This window comes from Promicromonospora vindobonensis, from assembly GCF_042685865.1.
GTDB classification, from domain to species: Bacteria; Actinomycetota; Actinomycetes; order Actinomycetales; family Cellulomonadaceae; genus Promicromonospora; species Promicromonospora vindobonensis.
This window is the reverse complement of sequence record NZ_JBHUOG010000002.1, coordinates 3,436,896-3,454,749: the sequence shown is the minus strand read 5'-3', so window position 1 is coordinate 3,454,749 and position 17,854 is coordinate 3,436,896. Positions and strand designations below refer to the sequence as shown.

The 17,854-nt window shown below is 71.4% G+C and carries 17 protein-coding genes; 11 read left to right on the top strand and 6 right to left on the bottom strand.

Annotation, left to right across the window (positions count from 1 at the left end):
* Positions 1-40 precede the first annotated feature (40 nt).
* Together ACFS27_RS28575 and ACFS27_RS28570 are read left to right on the top strand one after the other, a co-directional pair.
* A complete protein-coding gene (locus ACFS27_RS28575) occupies positions 41-751 on the top strand; it encodes a YqeB family protein (protein ID WP_377190648.1) in 711 nt (236 codons plus the stop codon).
* Positions 735-1,328, top strand: a complete 594-nt coding sequence (locus tag ACFS27_RS28570; protein ID WP_377190646.1) for a TetR/AcrR family transcriptional regulator — start codon at positions 735-737, stop codon at positions 1,326-1,328. The genes ACFS27_RS28575 and ACFS27_RS28570 overlap by 17 nt, the downstream gene beginning before the upstream one ends.
* A 95-nt stretch (positions 1,329-1,423) precedes the next feature.
* On the opposite strand, the gene glpK is transcribed toward ACFS27_RS28570, so the two are convergent.
* From glpK to ACFS27_RS28555, 3 genes are all read right to left on the bottom strand, one after another.
* Entirely contained in the window at positions 1,424-2,938 is a 1,515-nt protein-coding gene (glpK, locus tag ACFS27_RS28565) for a glycerol kinase GlpK (protein ID WP_377190644.1), read from the bottom strand.
* Positions 2,939-2,984: 46 nt separating this feature from the next.
* On the bottom strand, positions 2,985-3,716 hold the full coding sequence (locus ACFS27_RS28560) for an MIP/aquaporin family protein (protein ID WP_377190642.1): 732 nt from the start codon (positions 3,714-3,716) through the stop codon (positions 2,985-2,987).
* A gap of 106 nt (positions 3,717-3,822) precedes the next feature.
* Positions 3,823-5,568: a glycerol-3-phosphate dehydrogenase/oxidase gene (locus tag ACFS27_RS28555; RefSeq protein ID WP_377190640.1), complete on the bottom strand. Its 1,746-nt coding sequence runs from the start codon at positions 5,566-5,568 to the stop codon at positions 3,823-3,825.
* Positions 5,569-5,751: 183 nt separating this feature from the next.
* Between ACFS27_RS28555 and ACFS27_RS28550 the strand changes: the two genes are divergently transcribed.
* Positions 5,752-6,276 (top strand): amino-acid N-acetyltransferase, encoded by a 525-nt coding sequence (locus ACFS27_RS28550; protein WP_377190638.1) that lies wholly within the window; start codon positions 5,752-5,754, stop codon positions 6,274-6,276.
* A gap of 19 nt (positions 6,277-6,295) precedes the next feature.
* Here ACFS27_RS28550 and ACFS27_RS28545 read toward each other — a convergent pair whose 3' ends face one another.
* On the bottom strand, positions 6,296-7,192 hold the full coding sequence (locus tag ACFS27_RS28545; RefSeq protein WP_377190636.1) for an A/G-specific adenine glycosylase: 897 nt from the start codon (positions 7,190-7,192) through the stop codon (positions 6,296-6,298).
* 202 nt (positions 7,193-7,394) lie between these two features.
* Between ACFS27_RS28545 and ACFS27_RS28540 the strand changes: the two genes are divergently transcribed.
* Positions 7,395-8,258: a hypothetical protein gene (locus tag ACFS27_RS28540; protein ID WP_377190634.1), complete on the top strand. Its 864-nt coding sequence runs from the start codon at positions 7,395-7,397 to the stop codon at positions 8,256-8,258.
* Between the two features lie 420 nt (positions 8,259-8,678).
* On the opposite strand, the gene disA is transcribed toward ACFS27_RS28540, so the two are convergent.
* Together disA and radA are read right to left on the bottom strand one after the other, a co-directional pair.
* On the bottom strand, positions 8,679-9,761 hold the full coding sequence (gene disA / locus ACFS27_RS28535; protein ID WP_377190632.1) for a DNA integrity scanning diadenylate cyclase DisA: 1,083 nt from the start codon (positions 9,759-9,761) through the stop codon (positions 8,679-8,681).
* 53 nt (positions 9,762-9,814) lie between these two features.
* Complete coding sequence (radA, locus tag ACFS27_RS28530; protein ID WP_377190630.1) at positions 9,815-11,248, bottom strand: DNA repair protein RadA; 1,434 nt, start codon at positions 11,246-11,248, stop codon at positions 9,815-9,817.
* Positions 11,249-11,414: 166 nt separating this feature from the next.
* Here radA and ACFS27_RS28525 point away from each other — a divergent pair, with 166 nt between their 5' ends.
* The 7 genes from ACFS27_RS28525 (at position 11,415) to ACFS27_RS28495 (ending at position 17,840) form a co-directional block, all read left to right on the top strand.
* Positions 11,415-12,338: a phosphatase PAP2 family protein gene (locus ACFS27_RS28525; RefSeq protein WP_377190628.1), complete on the top strand. Its 924-nt coding sequence runs from the start codon at positions 11,415-11,417 to the stop codon at positions 12,336-12,338.
* Between the two features lie 34 nt (positions 12,339-12,372).
* Positions 12,373-13,038 (top strand): hypothetical protein, encoded by a 666-nt coding sequence (locus ACFS27_RS28520; protein ID WP_377190626.1) that lies wholly within the window; start codon positions 12,373-12,375, stop codon positions 13,036-13,038.
* A gap of 69 nt (positions 13,039-13,107) precedes the next feature.
* Positions 13,108-13,908, top strand: a complete 801-nt coding sequence (gene proC, locus ACFS27_RS28515) for a pyrroline-5-carboxylate reductase (RefSeq protein ID WP_377190624.1) — start codon at positions 13,108-13,110, stop codon at positions 13,906-13,908.
* Positions 13,909-13,955: 47 nt separating this feature from the next.
* A complete protein-coding gene (locus ACFS27_RS28510; RefSeq protein WP_377191215.1) occupies positions 13,956-14,957 on the top strand; it encodes a LacI family DNA-binding transcriptional regulator in 1,002 nt (333 codons plus the stop codon).
* 20 nt (positions 14,958-14,977) lie between these two features.
* The gene (locus tag ACFS27_RS28505) at positions 14,978-15,886 is read left to right on the top strand and encodes a CPBP family intramembrane glutamic endopeptidase (protein ID WP_377190622.1); all 909 of its coding nucleotides are present in this window, start codon (positions 14,978-14,980) and stop codon (positions 15,884-15,886) included.
* A 272-nt stretch (positions 15,887-16,158) separates the two neighbouring features.
* Complete coding sequence (locus ACFS27_RS28500; protein ID WP_253877156.1) at positions 16,159-16,980, top strand: carbohydrate ABC transporter permease; 822 nt, start codon at positions 16,159-16,161, stop codon at positions 16,978-16,980.
* Positions 16,980-17,840, top strand: a complete 861-nt coding sequence (locus ACFS27_RS28495; protein ID WP_377190620.1) for a carbohydrate ABC transporter permease — start codon at positions 16,980-16,982, stop codon at positions 17,838-17,840. The genes ACFS27_RS28500 and ACFS27_RS28495 overlap by 1 nt, the downstream gene beginning before the upstream one ends.
* Positions 17,841-17,854: the final 14 nt, after the last annotated feature.

The window sequence follows — 17,854 nt, the reverse complement described above, 5'->3', positions numbered from 1 at the left end:
CGTGGTTGCATTACTGGAGTGAGTGCTCTAATAATTCGGTATGACGACCACCGAGGTGCGCCAGCCACCTTCGCTCCCCGTCCTCCTCGGCCTCGGCGTGCTCGCCATCGGCGTAGTTCTTGGCTGGTTCGCGTCCCCGCTGGCCGGCGCTCTGGTGGATCTGATCGACGCGTCGCCGCTGCCGGTGCCCAGGGTGCTGCAGCTCGTCGAGACGCTGCCGTTGGCCTGGACGCTCGGCATCCTGGGTGGGCTCGGCCTGCTCGGCGGTGGGTTCATCGCCTTCATGACAGTGGGTGAGGCACCCGCTCTGAGCGTCACCGACGACCACCTGGAGCACCGGCAGGAGGAGCGCGAGGTGTGGATCGAGCGGTCCGACGTCGGCGCCGCATTCCGCGACACGAGGTACCTCGTGCTCCTGCGGCCGGACGGCGGCCTCCGCGCCCGGGTCGACGCCGACACCCTGTCCTGGACCAAGGTCAAGGACACCCTGGAGCAGCACCGCTGGCCGTGGCGGGACGCGGATCCCTACGAGGAGCGGTTCGAGCGATGGCTTGACGGCCGCCCCGGTTTCACCGCCGTCGAGAACGAAGCCCTCCGCCGTCGGCTCGAGGAGCGCAAGGACGCCGCCGCGGTCCGCACGGCGGACGAGGACCTGGCCGCGCTCGGACTGGTGGCACGTGTCCGGGACGACCGGATCCAGGTGCGCCGGACGACGTCGGCCGGTGAGGGAGCCCGTGGCACGGACCGTTGACCCGGAGCGTCACGAGGCGCGCCGGCTCGCCATCATCGATGCTGCACTGACCGTCTTCGCGGAGCGTGGGTACGACGGCGCGACCACCGCCGCGATCTGCCGGGGGGCTGGCATCGGGTCGGGCACGTTCTTCCACTACTTCCCGACCAAGCTGGACCTGCTGCTGGCGATCCTGACGCTCGGTACGGCCGAGGCGCGAGAGGCAGCAGGGCTCTACGCGGACCGTACCGACCCGCTCGGTGTGCTCCTCGACATCGTGGCGAAGGGGGCCGACGAGGCGGCGGACCCTAGGATGCCCGGCTTCGTCCGGGCGGTGGCAGGCGTCATGCGCGTGCCCGAGGTCGCAGAGGCGCTGGAGGAGGACACACGGGCACAGCGCGACCTGCTCCTCGCCTGGGTCGAGAGGGCCCAGCGGGCGGGGGAGATCAGGACCGATCTCAACCCCTACCGGATCACCTCCTGGCTCTACCTGCTGACCGACGGCTTCCTCGGCCGCATAGCGGACGAGGAGACCTTCACGGCCCAGGCCGAGAAAGCCACCCTGGTCGACACGGCGAGGCGCTTCCTGTCCCCCTGACCGAGGTGACATACCTACGGAGCGGAGGGGAAGGAAGGCCTTCCTTCCCCTCCGCGGTCCTGGCCACGGAGGGCAAGCGGACCCGACCGAAAAACTCAGCCGATATCCGCGTCCACCCAGTCGAACGTCTTCGTCACGGCCTTCTTCCAGCTCCGGTACAGCCGCTCCCGCTCGTCCTGCTCCATGGCGGGCTCCCACCGCCGGTCCTCCGCCCAGTTCGCGGTGACGTCGGACTCGCCCTTCCAGAAGCCGACAGCGATACCCGCTGCGTACGCGGCACCGAGTGCCGTGGTCTCCGCGACGACCGGCCGGACGACGGGCACGCCGAGCTGGTCCGCCTGGAACTGCATGAGCAGCTCGTTGGCGATCATGCCGCCATCGACCTTGAGCTCGGTGAGCTCGACCCCGGAGTCTGCCCGCATGGCGTCCATGACCTCGCGGGTCTGGAACGCTGTGGCCTCCAGCGCGGCCCGCGCGATGTGGTTCCGGTTGACGTACCGGGTCAGGCCGACGAGCGCACCCCGCGCGTCGGGCCGCCAGTACGGCGCGAACAGGCCGGAGAAGGCGGGGACGAAGTAGGCGCCACCGTTGTCCTCGACCTTGCGGGCGAGCCACTCGACGTCGGGCGCGTCGTGGAACAGGCCCAGGTTGTCGCGGAGCCACTGGACCAGGGACCCCGTGACCGCGATGGAACCCTCGAGCGCGTAGATGGGCGCCGCGTCACCGATCTTGTAGCAGACCGTGGTGAGCAGGCCGTTCTCGGACGGCACCTTCTCTGTGCCCGTGTTGAGCAGCATGAAGTTGCCGGTGCCGTACGTGTTCTTCGCAGTGCCGACCTCGAAGCACGCCTGCCCGAACGTTGCCGCCTGCTGGTCGCCGAGGATGCCGGCGATCGGCACGCCGGGCACCATGCCACGGGGGCGGCCCTTGCCGTACACCTCGGAGGAGGAACGGATCTCGGGCAGCATCGACAGCGGGATACCCATGTCCGCCGCGATGTCCTCACGCCAGGACAGCGTGTCGAGGTCCATGAGCATGGTGCGCGACGCGTTCGTGACGTCGGTGACGTGCACGCCGCCGTCGGGCCCACCGGTCATGTTCCACAGGACCCACGCGTCGGTGTTACCGAACAGCAGGTCGCCCCGCTCGGCCGCGTCGCGCGCCCCCTCGACGTTGTCGAGGATCCACTTCACCTTGGGTCCGGAGAAGTAGGTGGCGAGCGGCAGGCCGACGATCGCCTTGTACTTGTCCGCGCCCTCGGACCCGCCGAGCTCGTCGACGATGGCCTGGGTCCGTGTGTCCTGCCACACGATCGCGTTGTAGACCGGCTTGCCGGTCGTCTTGTCCCACACGACGGTGGTCTCGCGCTGGTTGGTGATGCCCACGGCGGCGAGGTCGCTGTGGTTGATGTTCGCCCTGGTCAGCGCGAGCCCCACCACCTGACGGGTGTTGTCCCAGATCTGGTCGGGCTTGTGCTCCACCCACCCGGCCTTCGGGAAGATCTGGTCGTGCTCGATCTGGCCGCTGGACACGATGGTCCCGGAGTGGTTGAAGACGATCGCCCGGGTGCTCGTCGTGCCCTGGTCGATCGCGAGTACGTAGTCAGCCATCGGTGTTGACTCCCTTGTCTGTGTCCGTGTCGAAGTCCATGTCGAATCAGAAGACCGCCGCAGCCAGCAGGCCTCCGATCGCGCCACCCACCAGCGGTCCGACCACCGGCACCCACGAGTACGACCAGTCGCTGGATCCCTTGCCAGGGATGGGCAGGACGAAGTGCGCTATGCGCGGCCCGAAGTCACGAGCCGGGTTGATGGCGTACCCCGTGGGGCCACCGAGGCTCGCACCGATACCGACCACGAGGAGGGCGGCGGCCAGCGGCCCGAGGTCGCCGGGCCAGTTGCCGAACGACAGGATCACGAAGACCAGCATGAACGTGGCGATGACCTCGGTGACGAAGTTCCACGTGTACGAGCGGATCTCGGGGCCGGTGGAGAAGACGCCGAGCTTGACGGCCGGGTCGGCGTCCTGGTCGAAGTGCTGCTTGTGCGCAAGGTAGGCGAGGACGGCACCCACGAAGGCGCCGGCGAGCTGGGCGACCCAGTACAGGAGCATGTTGACGAAGTTGGCCGGGACCCCTTCGGCGAACTCCTCGGCCCCGTTGGACAGGATGCCCAGCGTCACGGCGGGGTTGATGTGTCCGCCGGACCTGAAGGCGACGAACACGCCCGCGAAGACCGCGAGGCCCCAGCCGAAGTTGATGAGCAACCAGCCGCCGTTGAAGCCCTTGGTCCTCGGCAGGATGGCGTTGGCCACCACTCCGGCACCACCGAGGATCAGAATCATCGTGCCGAGGAACTCCGGCACCATGATGTCTGTGAATGCGTTCATCGCTGACTCACTTTCTGCCGACCGCACTGTCGGCGTACAAGGGGGTACCCGGCGGCTCGGCTGGCGAGGCTCGTCGGCAGGTCAGTAGCTACGTTCCTTGGCTTCCTTAGTTTCGGAGCGGCTGCATGGCCGCTACGTCTGGGGTGGTCAGGCGCGCCCGCTCGGCGGCCTCGTCGTCGGGAGCTTCCTCGGCGTGCCGTTCGGCCTCGATCCGCGCCTGCCACGCACGGACCTCGCGCTCCGTGTCGGACGCGTCCCAGCCGAGGAGCGGGCCGACGACGGAGGCGACCTCCTCGGCGGCCTCGGTGCCCCGGTCGGCTACCTCGTAGACGAGCCGTGTGCGGTGCGCGAGCACGTCCTCGAGGTGGAGGGCGCCCTCGTGGCTGACGGCGTAGTACACCTCGGCCCGAAGGTAGGCGGGGGCGTGCTCGAGCGGCTGGGCGAGCGACGGGTCGGCGTCGCACAGCTCGACGATCTCTGCGAGGTTGGCGCCGTACCGGTGCAGCAGGTGGTCCAGCATCGGGGGAGCCCAGCCGAACCGCTTGCCCCACGTGCGCGCCTGGCGCTGCACGGCCCGTAGTCCGACCGCGCCCGTGAGCGGGATCTGGTGCGTGATGGAGGGCAGGGCGGCCGCGCGCTGCCCGATCGCGAAGTCGACCGCGTCCTTGGCCATGATCCGGTAGGTCGTCAGCTTGCCGCCCGCGATCACCGTGAGGCCCGGCGTCGGCGAGGCGACGGTGTGCTCGCGGCTGACCTTCGCGCTGCTCGTGCCCGCCTTGGTGCCGGGCTGGAGCAACGGGCGCAGGCCCGCGTAGGTACCGATAATGTCTTCCCTGGTCAGGGGGTGTGCCAGCACGGCGTTGGCATGGTCGAGCACGTAGTCGATGTCGGCGCTCGTCGCGACCGGGTGGGTCGGGTCGAGGTCCCAGGGCGTGTCGGTGGTCCCGATGATCCAGTACCGGCTCCACGGGATGACGAACAGCACGGACTTCTCCGTCTGCAGGATCAGCCCGGCATGACCACGGATGCGTTCCCGCGGGACGACGAGGTGGACGCCCTTGCTGGCGAGCACGTGCAGACCGCCCTCCGAGCCGGCGAGGGCCTCGGTGTCCTCCGTCCACACGCCGGTCGCGTTGATGACCGAGCGGGCCCTGACGGTGATCTCCTTGCCGGTCTCCAGGTCCACGACCACCGCGCCGTTCACGGCGCCCGTCGCGCCCTGCGTGAGGCCCACCACCTGCGTACGGCTCGCGGTGTGCGCCCCGTAGCTCGCGGCGGTGCGGATGACGGTGGCGACCAGCCGGGCGTCGTCAACGGAGGCGTCCCAGTACTGGACGGCGCCGACCGCGGCATCGTGCGCCAGGTCCGGGAACTTGGCCTCCATCTGGTTCTTGCTCAGGTGCCGGTGGAACGGCATCGGACGGCGGCCCGGCGTGAGCGTCGCGAGCACGTCGTACATGGCGATGCCGGCGCCGACGTAGGCGCGCTCCCAGACCCGGTGCTCCAGGGGATACAAGAACGGGACCGGCCGCACCAGGTGCGGTGCGAGGTCCCGGAGCAGGAGGTCACGCTCGGTGAGCGCCTCGTGGACCAGCTCGAAGTCGAGCATCTGTAGGTACCGCAGCCCGCCGTGGACCAGCTTGCTGCTCCGGCTGGAGGTGCCCTGTGCCCAGTCCTGTGCCTCGACGATGGCCGTCGACAACCCGCGGGTGACCGCGTCCAGTGCTATGCCGGCGCCGGTGATGCCGCCCCCGATCACCAGTACGTCGAGCTCGGCCGAGGGGCTGACACTGGCTTCGAGCGCGGCCAGTGCTTGCGTCCTCGCGTCTGCGGTCAGGCGTGTGGATGCCATGCGCCAAACTCACCACGCATTCCTTGACTTGGCAAGACCTTTGCCCTGTTGGGCAGGGTGTGTTGGGAGGTTCTCTTGCTCACTTTCCGATTCACCATACGTTTCGTCTGGTGTTCCCGCCGGAGATGCCCGACTGGTGTGCCGGGCGGGCGTCGCGCGGTGCCTCGGTCGTAGTGTGTCGCCGTGACGACACCCGAGGCGCCGGCAGCGCCCGTGATCCGCCCAGCGCTCCCGGCAGACGTGCGCACGATTCGTGACCTCGTCGCGCCGCTCAGCCAGGAGCGGATCCTCCGACCGTACGAGATGGTCGGCTACTTCGAGGCGGTCCAGGAGTTCCTGGTGGCGACCGACCCGGCGGGCGACGCCGTCGTCGGCTGCGGGGCGCTCCACGTGATGTGGGACGACCTCGCAGAGGTGCGCACGCTGGCCGTCCACCGTGACTGGCGCGGCCGCAGGGTGGGCCACGCGCTGCTCGAGGCGCTGATCGAGCGAGCCGGCGCCCTCGGGTTGCGCCGCGTGTTCTGCCTGACCTTCGAGGTCGACTTCTTCGCAGCGCACGGGTTCCGCGAGATCGACGGCACGCCCGTGACCCACGAGGTGTACGCGGAGCTGCTGCGGTCCTACGACGAGGGCGTGGCGGAGTTCCTCGACCTGGCGCGGGTCAAGCCCAACACCCTCGGCAACTCGCGGATGCTCCTGGAGCTCTGACCCGCCGCCCCCTGCCGAGCTAGCCGGGGAGGTGGAGGCGGCCGGCGTCGTCCTGCTCGGCCAGACCGTCCTCGACCAGGCCGGCGATCGCACGGTCGAGCTGCAGCGGGTCGTGCCACAGGGACGTGAGCAGAGCGCGGTCCACCGGTTCGGCCGCCTGCCGGAGCTCTGCCATGACCCGGCCGCGCGCCTGCCGGTCGGTGCCCGCCCAGGCCTGCGTCCGGCGTCGGGCGGCGTGCGCGTCCTCCGGTGAGCCGGCCTGGTGCCACGCGCACAGGTCGGCGACCGGGCAGGCACCGCACTTCGGGGCCTTCGCCGTGCAGACCAGTGCGCCCAGCTCCATCGAAGCGGCGGCCCAGCGGGCGGCTTCCGTGTCCCCTTCCGGAGCGAGGGCCGTGGCCAGTGCGCGTTCCGCCGCGGTGTACGACGGCGCGGGCAGGGCCGTCCCACCGACCGCACGCGCCAGCACCCGGCGCACGTTGGTGTCGACCACCACCGATCGCTTGCCGTAGGCGAACGCCAGCACCGCTGCCGCCGTGTACTCGCCGACGCCGGGCAGCTCCCGCAGCTCGGCCTCGGTGCTCGGCACCACGCCGTCGTGCCGTTCGACGACCACCCTCGCGCACTCCTGCAGCCGCAGCGCGCGGCGCGGGTACCCGAGCCGGCCCCAGGCCCTGAGGACGTCGGCGGTCGCCGCGCCGGCCAGGTCGGCGGGGGTCGGCCACTGCTCCTGCCACGCGCACCAGGCGGGCTCCACGCGCACCACCGGCGTCTGCTGCAGCATGACCTCGCTGACGAGCACCCCCCAGGGGGTCCGGTCCGGTGCGCGCCAGGGCAGGTCGCGTGCGGCGCCGTCGAACCAGTGCACGACGCCGGAGCGCACCTCGGTGCGTCGTGTCGCTTCCCGTGCTGTCACGGGGACTCATCCTGCCCCACGATCGTCGCTCGGCCGAAGCGGACCGGACGGCGCGCGGGGGCCGCGAGAGCGGTGAAGTAGGACATGTGACCGACTCGGCGGCGCGGCTGCCGCCACGGCGGTGTGGAGCGTCGTATTTTGGTGCCGCGCGGTGTTACCGCACGTCAGACCGTGTCCAGGAGTCCAGCAGGGGGTTCAGCAGGTGGTCAGTGCGCCGGAGGAGGCCGAAGGGCCCCAGGATCACGACGCGGAGTGGGGGTCCGCCGGCCGGCGCCCGCGACGGCTCGGGCGGGTGCTCGTGGTGCTGACAGTCCTGGCGTTCGGCGGCCTCGGGGTGGCGTGGACGTGGCCGGAGTCCGACGTGCCGATCGTGTCGGCAAAGGAGAACCCGCCGAACCCCGTGGACCCGAACGCCGCAGCGGCGCCGTGCGAGCCCGACGACCTCGACATCGGGCTCGCGGCGGACCGGCTGACGGTCACCCCTGGCGTGCCGGTCGGGTTCACGGTGTCGCTCCGGAACGAGGGGTCGGTGCAGTGCCTGGTCGAGGCACCCCGGCACGGTCTCGCCGTGACCGTGTACCAGGGCGAGGCGGGCGAGTCGTCGGCGGAGCGGGCCTGGTCGTCGGCGGACTGCGCCGACCAGGAGGAGGAGCGGCTGCTGCTGCTCGGGCCCGGCGACGTCGACACCACGAACGTGAGCTGGTCCGACTCCCGGTCCGTGCCCGGCTGCGAGCCGGGCCAGCCCAAGCTGACCGCCGGCGAGTACACCGCGCAGGTCACGCTCGCCGACATCGAGGGGGTGTCCAGCGACGTGGTGCGAATGACGTACACGGTGCCGGAGCCGAGCCGGTCGCCGTCACCGTCGGGGAGCCCGTCCGGGGACTCGTCCGCGAGCCCGTCGGCCGAGCCGGATGCCTCGGCCAGTGCGTCGGGCGGGTCGGCCCAACCGGACGAGTCGGGCGAGGCAGACAGGTCGGGCGAGGCGGACGGGTCGGGCGAGGCGGACGCATCGGCGGACCCGGGCGCGCCGGACGAGCCGGGTAGCGACTCCGACAAGAAGCCCTGACACCCGCCGCCGGCCAGCACCAACGCGCGAGTGCAGACTTGGTCGCGGTCGCGGTCGCGGTCGCGGTCGCGGTCGCGGTCGCCGACTGCAGACTTGGTTGCGGTCGCAGATGCCGACTGCAGACTTTGTCGCGGTGAGAGGCGCTCAAACCGCAATCAAGTCTGCACTCGCCGGTCGGGGGCGCGACCAAGTCTGCACTCGCCAGTCCGGCCCGGGCAGCGGTCCAGGGCGGTCCACGTCAGGTATGCCGCGTCGGGTGTGCTGCGTGGGGCGTGCCACGTCGGGTGTGCGGCGTGGGGCGTGCGGCGTGGGGCGTGCCGCGTCAGGTGTGCCGCGTCAGGTGTGCTGCGTGGGGCGTGCCACGTCGGGCGGTCCGCGTCAGGTGTGCCGCGTCGGGCGGTCTGCGTCAGACGCGCCGCGTCAGACGTATCGCTCGAGGATGCTGGACTCCGCCAGCCGGGACAGGCCCTCGCGGATGGTCCGGGCGCGCTGATCGCCGACCCCGTCGACCGACATCAGGTCGTCCACGCTCGCGGCGAGGAGCTTCTGCAGGCTGCTGAAGTGGCCGACGAGCTGCTCGATGGTCGTGTTGGGCAGGCGCGGCACCTTGGACAGGAGCCGGTAGCCGTGCGGTGCGACGGCGGCGTCGAGCGCGTCTCCGCCGCCGGGCAGGTCGAGGATCCGGCCGATCTGGCTCATGTCGAGCAGCTCCTGCGACGTGAGCGCGGAGAGCTCGGCCTGCACGTCGGCGAGGGTGCGGTCCTTGCGGCCCAGCACATAGTCGCGGATCACGAACTCGCGGTCCGAGCCGACGTCGCCGATCAGCTCGTCGAGCTGGAGCGCCAGCAGGCGGCCGTCCACGCCGAGCTCGATCACGTAGCCCGCGATCTCGTCGGAGATGCGGCCGACCATCTCGAGGCGCTGGACAACCGAGCACACATCGCGCACCGTCACCAGGTCCTCGATCTCCAGCGCGGACAGCGTGCCGGACACCTCGTCGAGGCGGGCGCGGTAGCGCTCGAGCGTCGCGAGGGCCTGGTTCGCCCGGCCGAGAATCGTGTCCGAGTCCTCCAGCACGTGCCGCTGTCCGCCCACGTAGAGCGCGACGATCCGCATCGACTGGCTCACGGAGATGATGGGGAAGCCGGTCTGCTTGGCGACCCGTTCGGCGGTGCGGTGGCGGGTGCCCGACTCGGTGGTCTCGATGGTCGGGTCGGGCAGCAGCTGCACCGCGGCCTTGCGGATGCGGGTGGCGGCCCGGTCCAGCACCACTGCGCCGTCCATCTTCGACAGCTCGCGCAGTCGCGTGGCCGAGAAGTCGACGTCGAGCGAGAAGCCGCCGGAGCAGATCTGTTCCACCGTCGGGTCGAGGCCGAGCACGATGAGCGCGCCGGTACGGCCGCGCAGGATGCGCTCGAGCCCGTCGCGGAGTTCGGTCCCGGGCGCGACGGCGGCCAGGGTCTCCCGGAGCAGCTCGTCAGGGTGCGAGGAGGTGGTGGCCACGAAGAAATCCTACGCTGTACGGCGGCTCACAAGCAGTTCGTTTCGCAGACCGGTCAATCACGGTCCGTCTCGCTTCCGGTGCCGCCACCCGCGGACTGCGCCCACTCGACGGCGTCGCGGATGTGGGCCGCCTCCACCAGCTGGAGCCCCTCGGGCGCCTTGACGCCGGTTCCGTGCGGGACGACGGCGTGTGCGAAGCCCAGACGTGCCGCCTCACCCAGGCGGCGGTCCAGTCCGGCGACCGGGCGCAGGTCGCCGGCCAGGCCCACCTCGCCGACGGCGACGGTGGCCCCCGGCAGGGGCCGGCCCGTCCGTGCGGAGACGAGCGCGAGCGCGGCCGCGAGGTCCGACGCCGGCTCGGTGATCCGGGCTCCGCCGACGGTCGAGGCGTAGACGTCCTGATCGGCGAGCCGTAGCCCGCCGTGCCGCTGAAGCACGGCCAGGATCATGGCGAGCCGGCTGGAGTCGACGCCGCTGGTCGCGCGACGCGGGTTGTTCAGCGGGCTCGGGGCGACGAGCCCCTGCACCTCGACGGCGAGCGGCCGCCGCCCCTCCAGGGTGACGGTGATGCAGGAGCCCGCGACGCCGGAGCCCGCGTGCGAGAGGAACAGTCCCGACGGGTCCGGCAGCCCGACGATCCCGTCCTCCGACAGGTCGAAGCAGCCCACCTCGTCCGTCGGCCCGTACCGGTTCTTCACCGCCCGGATCATGCGCAGGCGCGAGTGCCGGTCGCCCTCGAACTGGCAGACCACGTCCACCAGGTGCTCGAGCGTGCGCGGGCCGGCGACGGAGCCGTCCTTGGTCACGTGCCCGACGAGGATCGTGGGGATCTGCCGTTCCTTGGCCACGGCGATCAGGGCGCCGGCGACCTCCCGGACCTGCGACACGCCACCAGGGGCGCCGTCGACCTGAGCGGACGCGATGGTCTGCACCGAGTCCACGATCAGCATGTCCGGCTGGTTCACCTCCAGGTGGCCGAGCACCGTCCCCAGGTCGGTCTCAGCGGCGAGCAGCAGGGTGGGCGAGAGCGCGCCGATCCGCTCGGCGCGCAGCCGCACCTGTCCCGCCGACTCCTCGCCGGTCACGTACAGCACGGTGCGGGGCGACTCGAACCCGTCCGGGCCCAGGGCGCCGTCGGCCACGTTGCTCGCGACGTCGAGCAGGAGGGTCGACTTGCCGACGCCCGGCTCGCCCGCGAGCAGGATCACGGCTCCCGGCACGAGCCCGCCGCCGAGCACCCGGTCGAACTCACCGACGCCGGTCGGGTTGGCGCGTGCCGACTCGACATCGATGTCGCCGATGGGCCGCGCGGGCTCACGTGCGGGGGACACGGTGGCCGTGCGGGGGCCGGCCGCCGCAGGCCCGTCCTCTGACACGGTGCCCCACGCCTGGCACTCCCCGCAGCGGCCGACCCACTTGACGGTGGTCCAGCCACACTCGGCACAGCGGTACGCGGGCCGAGCCCGCTTGGAGGTCGATGAGGTCACGTGCGCCACCGTACGTGCCGCCACCCACACTGGCGGGGTACCTTGCGTCCATGCTGGTCTCCGACGGAAACCTGGTGAGCAGGGAAGCATCGCGCGCACCGGCACCGACCCCATGAAGCCCTCGCGGTCCACAGCCCGTCGCACGGCCCGTGCGGCAGGTCTGGCCGTGGCTGTCGGGGCAGCGGTGGGGACCTGGCTCGTCTGGTGGGCGATGGTGACCACGTGGCCGGGGCAGCGGGTCGAGGAGCGTGTCTTCGAGACCGCCGACCGGTTCCAGGACGTCGTCAACCCCCTGGTGGAGCCGGTGCTGCTGCTCGGCTCGCTGCCGTGGCTCCTGACCGGGTTCGTCCTGGTGTGCGGGATCGGGCTGCTGCGGCGGCGATGGGTGGCCGCAGGCCTCGCCGCCGTCGTGATCATCGGGTCGAACGTGACCACGCAGGTGATCAAGGACGGGGTGTTCGACCGCACGGGGCTCGTCGGCGAGTGGAACCGTGACATCAACACCCTGCCGAGCGGTCACGTCACGGTCGTGGTCGCGGCCTGGGCGGCGCTGCTCCTCGTCACGCCGCGCAGTTGGCGGCCCCTGACGGGGTTCGCCGGAGCCGTCGCCGCCTGCGCGATCGGCCTCGCGACGCTCGGCGACCGCTGGCACCGCCCGTCCGACGTCGTCGCAGCGGTCCTCGTGGTGGTGGTGTGGACCGCGCTGGTGTGCGCCGTGGCACCGGCGGGACCGGCGGATCGGACCGCCGACGACCCGGAAGGCCGGGCCGACGTCCCGACGCGGCTGGTGACCACCGTCCTCGGGGTCCTGGCAGTGCCGACGGCAGGTCTCTCCGTGCTGGCCGCCGCGGCGACCGAGGGCCACACCTGGACGGGCCTGCCGTGGGCCGGTGGCCTCACCGCCTACACCGGGGGCCTCCTCGCGGCGTGCGCCGTCGCAGCGGCGGCGTTCGCGGTGCTGCTCCCGTTGTGCCAGGCGACGGCGCGGCCGCCGTCGTCCGGCCGGCGGAACGCGGTACCGGACCCTCCTGGGCGTGCCTACCCCCGGATGTCGGTGCCGCACCATATGGTGCCAACTGAGCCACCGTGACGTACCCGGTGGCCAGAGTACGGGGGAGCCAGACATGACGGACCAGCGCGTGAACTCACCGCGCACCGGCGCAACGGCATCGGTGGCCGGGCCGGGCGCGAGGAAGGCTTCGCCCGCCGTGTACCGCCGCCGTCGCCTCGTGGTGGTCGTGGGCCTCCTCACCATCGTGCTCGCGGTGGTGCTCGTCGGCGGCTTCGTCTGGCCCGGGTTCTGGCGGGCCGAGGCGACGCCGCAGCCTGTCCCCACCGTGACGGTCACGGCGCCGGTGCCGACCCCCACGGTCAAGGCGATGGACCGCAGCGGCGACGAGACCGCCTTCCAGAAGGCGCTCCCGTCCACCGTGCTGCAGTTCGCGCTCGGCTCGGTCGCCGAGGCGAGGAAGATCAAGGAGGAGCAGGGCGCGCTCGAGGCCTGGAACGCCGAGTACTCGGACGGCGGCTCCGGCGAGGTAGCGCTCCGTGCGGGCCAGTGGGCCACGTCGGACGAGGCAGCCCAGGCCGCAGCGGCCTGGACGAAGGCAGCCGGCGAGCCGGAGCGCGAGGGCGACGTGAAGGTCGGCAAGAAGGTCGTCGGGCAGTACGCGATCATGCCGGCCAAGGACGGCAGGGCCGTCGCGGTCTGGCAGAACGGGACCGCCGTGATGCAGGCGACCGGCCCGGCCGACACGATGGAGGACTTCTACGCGGCGTTCCCGCTGTGACGGGTCTCGACCTGCTCGGCCGACACCTGCTCAGCCGACGGCCCGAGCGGCGCGGGGGACAATAGCGCCGTGAACCAGCGACTTGCGGTCCTCGGGGCCGGGAACATGGGCGAGGCGGTGCTGGCAGGCGCGCTGTCGGCGGGCTGGGCGGCCTCCGACGTCGTGGCCACGGTGCGGACCGAGGCCAAGGCCCAGCACCTGCGTAAGACCTACCAGGTGGCCACCACCAGCGACAACGTGGCGGCGGTCCGGGGCGCCGGCCTCGTCCTCGTGGGGGTGAAGCCGAAGGACGTCGGCGCGCTGCTCGACGAGATCGCGACCGCGATCGACCCGGAGGCCGTCGTGGTCACCGTCGCGGCAGGCCTGCCCTCGTCGTTCTACAAGCAGCGGCTGCCTGCCGGTACGCCCGTCGTGCGAGCGGTGCCCAACACGCCCGCCGCGATCGGTGCCGGCATCACGGCGATCGCGGGTATCGGCGCGACGGAGGCGGATCTCGAGGCGGTCGAGCACCTGTTCACGGGCACAGGCGCAGTGGTCCGCGCCGCCGAGAAGGACCTGAACGCCGTGTCGGCGATCTCCGGGTCCGGACCGGCATACGTCTTCTACGTCGCCGACGCGCTGGCCGAGGCCGGAGTCCTCCTCGGCCTGACGCGTGATGTTGCACGCCGCCTCGCCGTCCAGACCCTGCTCGGCGCGTCCCGTCTGATGGACGAGTCGGGGGAGCACCCCGTCCTGCTCCGGGAGAAGGTCACCTCGCCCGGCGGCACCACTGCGGCCGCCCTGCGGGCTCTGGACGACGGCGGGGTGCGTGCCTCGTTCCTGGCCGCCGCGGCCGCCGCGCGTGACCGCGCCGACGAGCTGGGTGGATGATTCCTTCCGTGACCATCTCTCGACCCGCGACGACGCGGCCGCCGGCCATGGCCGACGTCGCCGCGCTCGCCGGCGTGTCCCACCAGACCGTCTCGCGTGTCCTCAACGGGCACCGGAGCGTGCGCCCGGCCACGCGGGAGAAGGTGCTCGAGGCGATCGCCGAGCTCGGCTACCGCCGCAACAGTGCTGCGCGTGCCCTGGTCACGGCACGATCGACGACCGTGGGCGTCGTCACCACCGGGTCGCCGCTGTTCGGCCCGTCGAGCACCCTGATCGCCGTCGAGGAGGCCGCGCGAGAGCAGGGCTGGTACGTCAGCGTCGCGACGCTGCGCCGGTACGACGCCGAGACGATGCACAAGGCCCTCGAGCACTTCATGGACCAGGCGGTCGAGGGCATCGTGGTCATCGCGCCGCACACCGACGTCGCCGACGCGGTGGAGTCGTTCCAGGCCCCCGTGCCCGTGGTCATCATCGCGGCGCGGGACCTGAAGCCCGACGTGCCGACCATCCCGCTGGCCGTGGACCAGCGTGCGGGGGCGCGGCTCGCCGTCGAGCATCTGATCGGGCTGGGGCACCAGCGGATCCTGCACGTCGCGGGCCCGCCGGACTGGCTGGACGCGGTCGAGCGCGAGGAGGCCTGGCGCGCGGTCCTCACCGAGCACGGCCTTCCGGTCCTCGAGCCGGTGGTGGCGGGCTGGACCGCGGACCGCGGCTACATGGTGGGCCTGGACCTGGCGCAGCGGGTGAAGGCCGGTTCGGGACCGACGGCGGTCTTCGCCGCCAACGACCAGCTCGCCCTCGGGCTGCTCCGCGCGTTCTGGGAGTGCGGCGTCTCCGTGCCCGACGACGTCTCGGTGGTCGGGTTCGACGACGTCGACGGTTCCGGCCATTTCATCCCGCCGCTGACGACCGTGCGCCAGCCGTTCGTCGACCTCGGCCGGAGGAGCGTCGCGCTGCTCCTCGCGGCGGTCGACGGTGGCAAGCCCGCGGCAGAGCTGATCGCCCCGGAGCTGGTGGTGCGCAGAAGCGCGGCCGCTCCACGACGCTGAGACGAAGGGAACCCCCCAGAATGAGCACGAGCCCACCGCAGAGCGTCGCCGCCGTCCGGGTGGGACCCGTGGACACCTGGCGATGGGTGGGGCCTGTCCTGCTGGTCCTGGCCGTCGCAACGGTCCTGGTAGGTGTCGTCGCCGGGCCGGTGGCGGTACTGCGGTCCGGTGCGATCGGCCTGGCCGACACCGCGATCACGGTCGCCGTCGTCGGGCCGCTGCTGGCCGTAGCGCTGTGGCGCCGACCGGGCGCGCTTCGGGTCGTGGCGGTGCTGGCCGTCCTGATCGCGTGCAGCCGGTGGGCGCACGGCATGCCCGAGGCCTTCGGGACAGGGCTCGCATGGAACTGGCAGGGCAAGACGGTCGAGCTGCTCTGGTTGGTCGCCCTCTTCCTTGCCCTCGGGCCGTGGGCGCGCGAGGAGGCGGGTCTCGGTCTCCGGCTGCGGGCCGGCTGGCGGCCGGCGGGCTGGGTGGTGGTGGGGCTGTTCGCCGGGTTCGCGCTCCTCTCCGTGTGGTACCTGGCCGACGCCGGTGCGCCACCCGCCCCGATGGACACCGAGCGCTTCCTGTTCGACGTCGGCCAGGCCAACCTCGTCGAGGAGCTGCTCGTCCGTGGCGCGATGCTGGCCGTCCTCGACCGGGCCTGCGGAACCCCCTGGCGGTTCCTCGGCGCGGACGTCGGCTGGGGCCTGGTGCTGACGTCGCTGTGGTTCGGCCTGTGGCACGGGCTGGTGCTCACCGCCGACGGGTTCGTCGTGGATCCCGTGGCGGTGCTGAGCACCGGGTTCATCGGCCTGCTGCTGGGCTGGGTGCGCGCCCGGAGCGGATCCGTCTGGCTCGCGTACGCGGCACACTGTGCCGTCGAGGTGGGACAGGACGCCGGGGTGATGGCCTGGGCGGTGCTCGGCGGGAGCGCCCCGCTGGGCTGACCGACCAGGCGGCCCCGGCACCTCTCCGACGACCCGTCCCACCCGTGGCGAGGGGCGTTGACAGCCCCCTGCCGGGGTGGCAGAGTCACCGCGCACGGAGATGTTCACGTTCACATTCCGTCGCCGGGCAGCGTTGCCCAGCGTGGTCCAGGACATTGAAGTCCAGGGGAGTCCGGACGACGTCGTCCGGGGAAAGGGGTGCGCCTGTGCCTGGTCGCCGCCCACCGAGCCTCCGCGTCTCCGCGGCAGGCTGGAGCTTCGTCGCACCGTTCATGGTGGCGTTCGCCTTCGCGTTCCTCGCTCCGGTGCTCTACTCGCTTTACCTCAGCCTGTTCCGCAACCAGCTCATGGGCGGCAACCAGTTCGTGGGACTGGCGAACTACTCCGCCGCGTTCACCGACCCGAAGTTCTGGGACGGCACCGGCCGGGTGCTCCTGTTCCTGGTGGTGCAGGTGCCGATCATGCTCGCCGTGGCCCTGGCCGCCGCCCTCGTGATCGACAGCGGGCGCCTCTTCGGGAAGCGCTTCACGCGGATCGCGCTGTTCGTGCCCTACGCGGTACCCGGCGTCGTCGCCGTCCTGATGTGGGGCTTCCTGTACGGCGACCGGATCGGGCTGGTCGGTTGGATCAACGAGGCGGCCGGCTCGCAGGTGCTCACTCCCTTCTCCAGGGAGTGGATGCTCGTCGCGATCGGCAACATCGTGACGTGGGAGTTCGTGGGCTACAACATGCTCATCCTGTACTCCGCGCTGCGCACCGTCCCCGGCGAGCTCTACGAGGCGGCGGCGATCGACGGCGCCGGGCAGTGGCGGGTGATCAGGGCGGTGAAGCTCCCGGCCCTGCGCGGGGCACTCGTGATCGCGACCATCTTCTCGATCATCGGCAGCTTCCAGCTGTTCAACGAGCCGAACATCCTCAAGGTCCTCGCGCCGACGCTGATCTCGTCGTCGTACACGCCCAACATGTACGCCTACAACCTCAGCTTCCTCGGCCAGCAGGTCAACTACGCCGCGACCGTCGCGATCATCATGGGCGTGCTGACCGCCGCGATCGCCTACGTGGTCCAGCTCAGGGGCACCAGGAGGGACAGCTGATGGCGCACTCCTTCTCGCGGCCGCGCAAGTCCGTGGTCCTCACCCTGCTGATGGCAGGTCTGGTCGTCTACTCGCTGGCACCGCTGTGGTGGCTGCTCGTCAGCTCCACCAAGACGCAGGAGGCGCTCGCCGACTCCTTCGGCCTGTGGCCGGCTGGGCCGTTCGCGCTGTTCGACAACATCGCGGCGGTGCTCACCTACCAGGACGGTGTCTTCGTCCGCTGGTTCGGCAACACGGTGGTCTACGTCGTGGCCGGTGCAGGCGGGGCCACGCTCCTGGCGACGCTCGGGGGCTATGGCCTGGCGAAGTACCGGTTCAAGGGGCGTTCGGCGGTCTTCGCCACCGTCATCGGCGCCGTCGCGGTCCCCGGCGCTGCGCTCGCCGTGCCGACGTTCCTCATGTTCAGCGAGCTGGGACTGACGAACACGATGTGGTCGGTGATCCTGCCGACCCTGGTCTCCCCGTTCGGGCTGTACCTGATGTGGGTGTTCGCAACCGAGGCGATACCGACCGAGCTGCTCGAGGCCGCACGGGTCGACGGCGCGGGGGAGTGGCGCACGTTCTTCACCATCTCGCTGCGGCTGCTCGCGCCCGGCATCGTGACGGTCGCGCTGTTCGCGATCGTCGCCACGTGGAACAACTACTTCCTGCCGCTGATCATGCTCTCCGACCGGAACCTGTTCCCCCTCGCGATCGGGCTCGCGAGCTGGAACGCCGACGCGACCGGTGTCGGGGCCACGCCGGTGTTCCACCTGGTCATCACTGGTGCAGTGCTGACCATCCTGCCGATCGTCGCAGCGTTCCTGCTGCTGCAGCGCTACTGGCAGTCCGGCCTGAGCGCCGGAGGCGTGAAGGGATGAGCGGCTTCAAGGAT

Coding starts and splice junctions, on each gene's coding strand:
- glpK (WP_377190644.1), bottom strand. CDS start 2,938: ATGGCTGACTACGTACTCGCGATCGACCAGGGCACGACGAGCACCCGG.
- ACFS27_RS28505 (WP_377190622.1), top strand. CDS start 14,978: ATGAGCACGAGCCCACCGCAGAGCGTCGCCGCCGTCCGGGTGGGACCC.
- ACFS27_RS28555 (WP_377190640.1), bottom strand. CDS start 5,568: ATGGCATCCACACGCCTGACCGCAGACGCGAGGACGCAAGCACTGGCC.
- ACFS27_RS28500 (WP_253877156.1), top strand. CDS start 16,159: ATGGTGGCGTTCGCCTTCGCGTTCCTCGCTCCGGTGCTCTACTCGCTT.
- ACFS27_RS28575 (WP_377190648.1), top strand. CDS start 41: ATGACGACCACCGAGGTGCGCCAGCCACCTTCGCTCCCCGTCCTCCTC.
- ACFS27_RS28510 (WP_377191215.1), top strand. CDS start 13,956: ATGGCCGACGTCGCCGCGCTCGCCGGCGTGTCCCACCAGACCGTCTCG.
- ACFS27_RS28520 (WP_377190626.1), top strand. CDS start 12,373: ATGACGGACCAGCGCGTGAACTCACCGCGCACCGGCGCAACGGCATCG.
- ACFS27_RS28560 (WP_377190642.1), bottom strand. CDS start 3,716: ATGAACGCATTCACAGACATCATGGTGCCGGAGTTCCTCGGCACGATG.
- ACFS27_RS28495 (WP_377190620.1), top strand. CDS start 16,980: ATGGCGCACTCCTTCTCGCGGCCGCGCAAGTCCGTGGTCCTCACCCTG.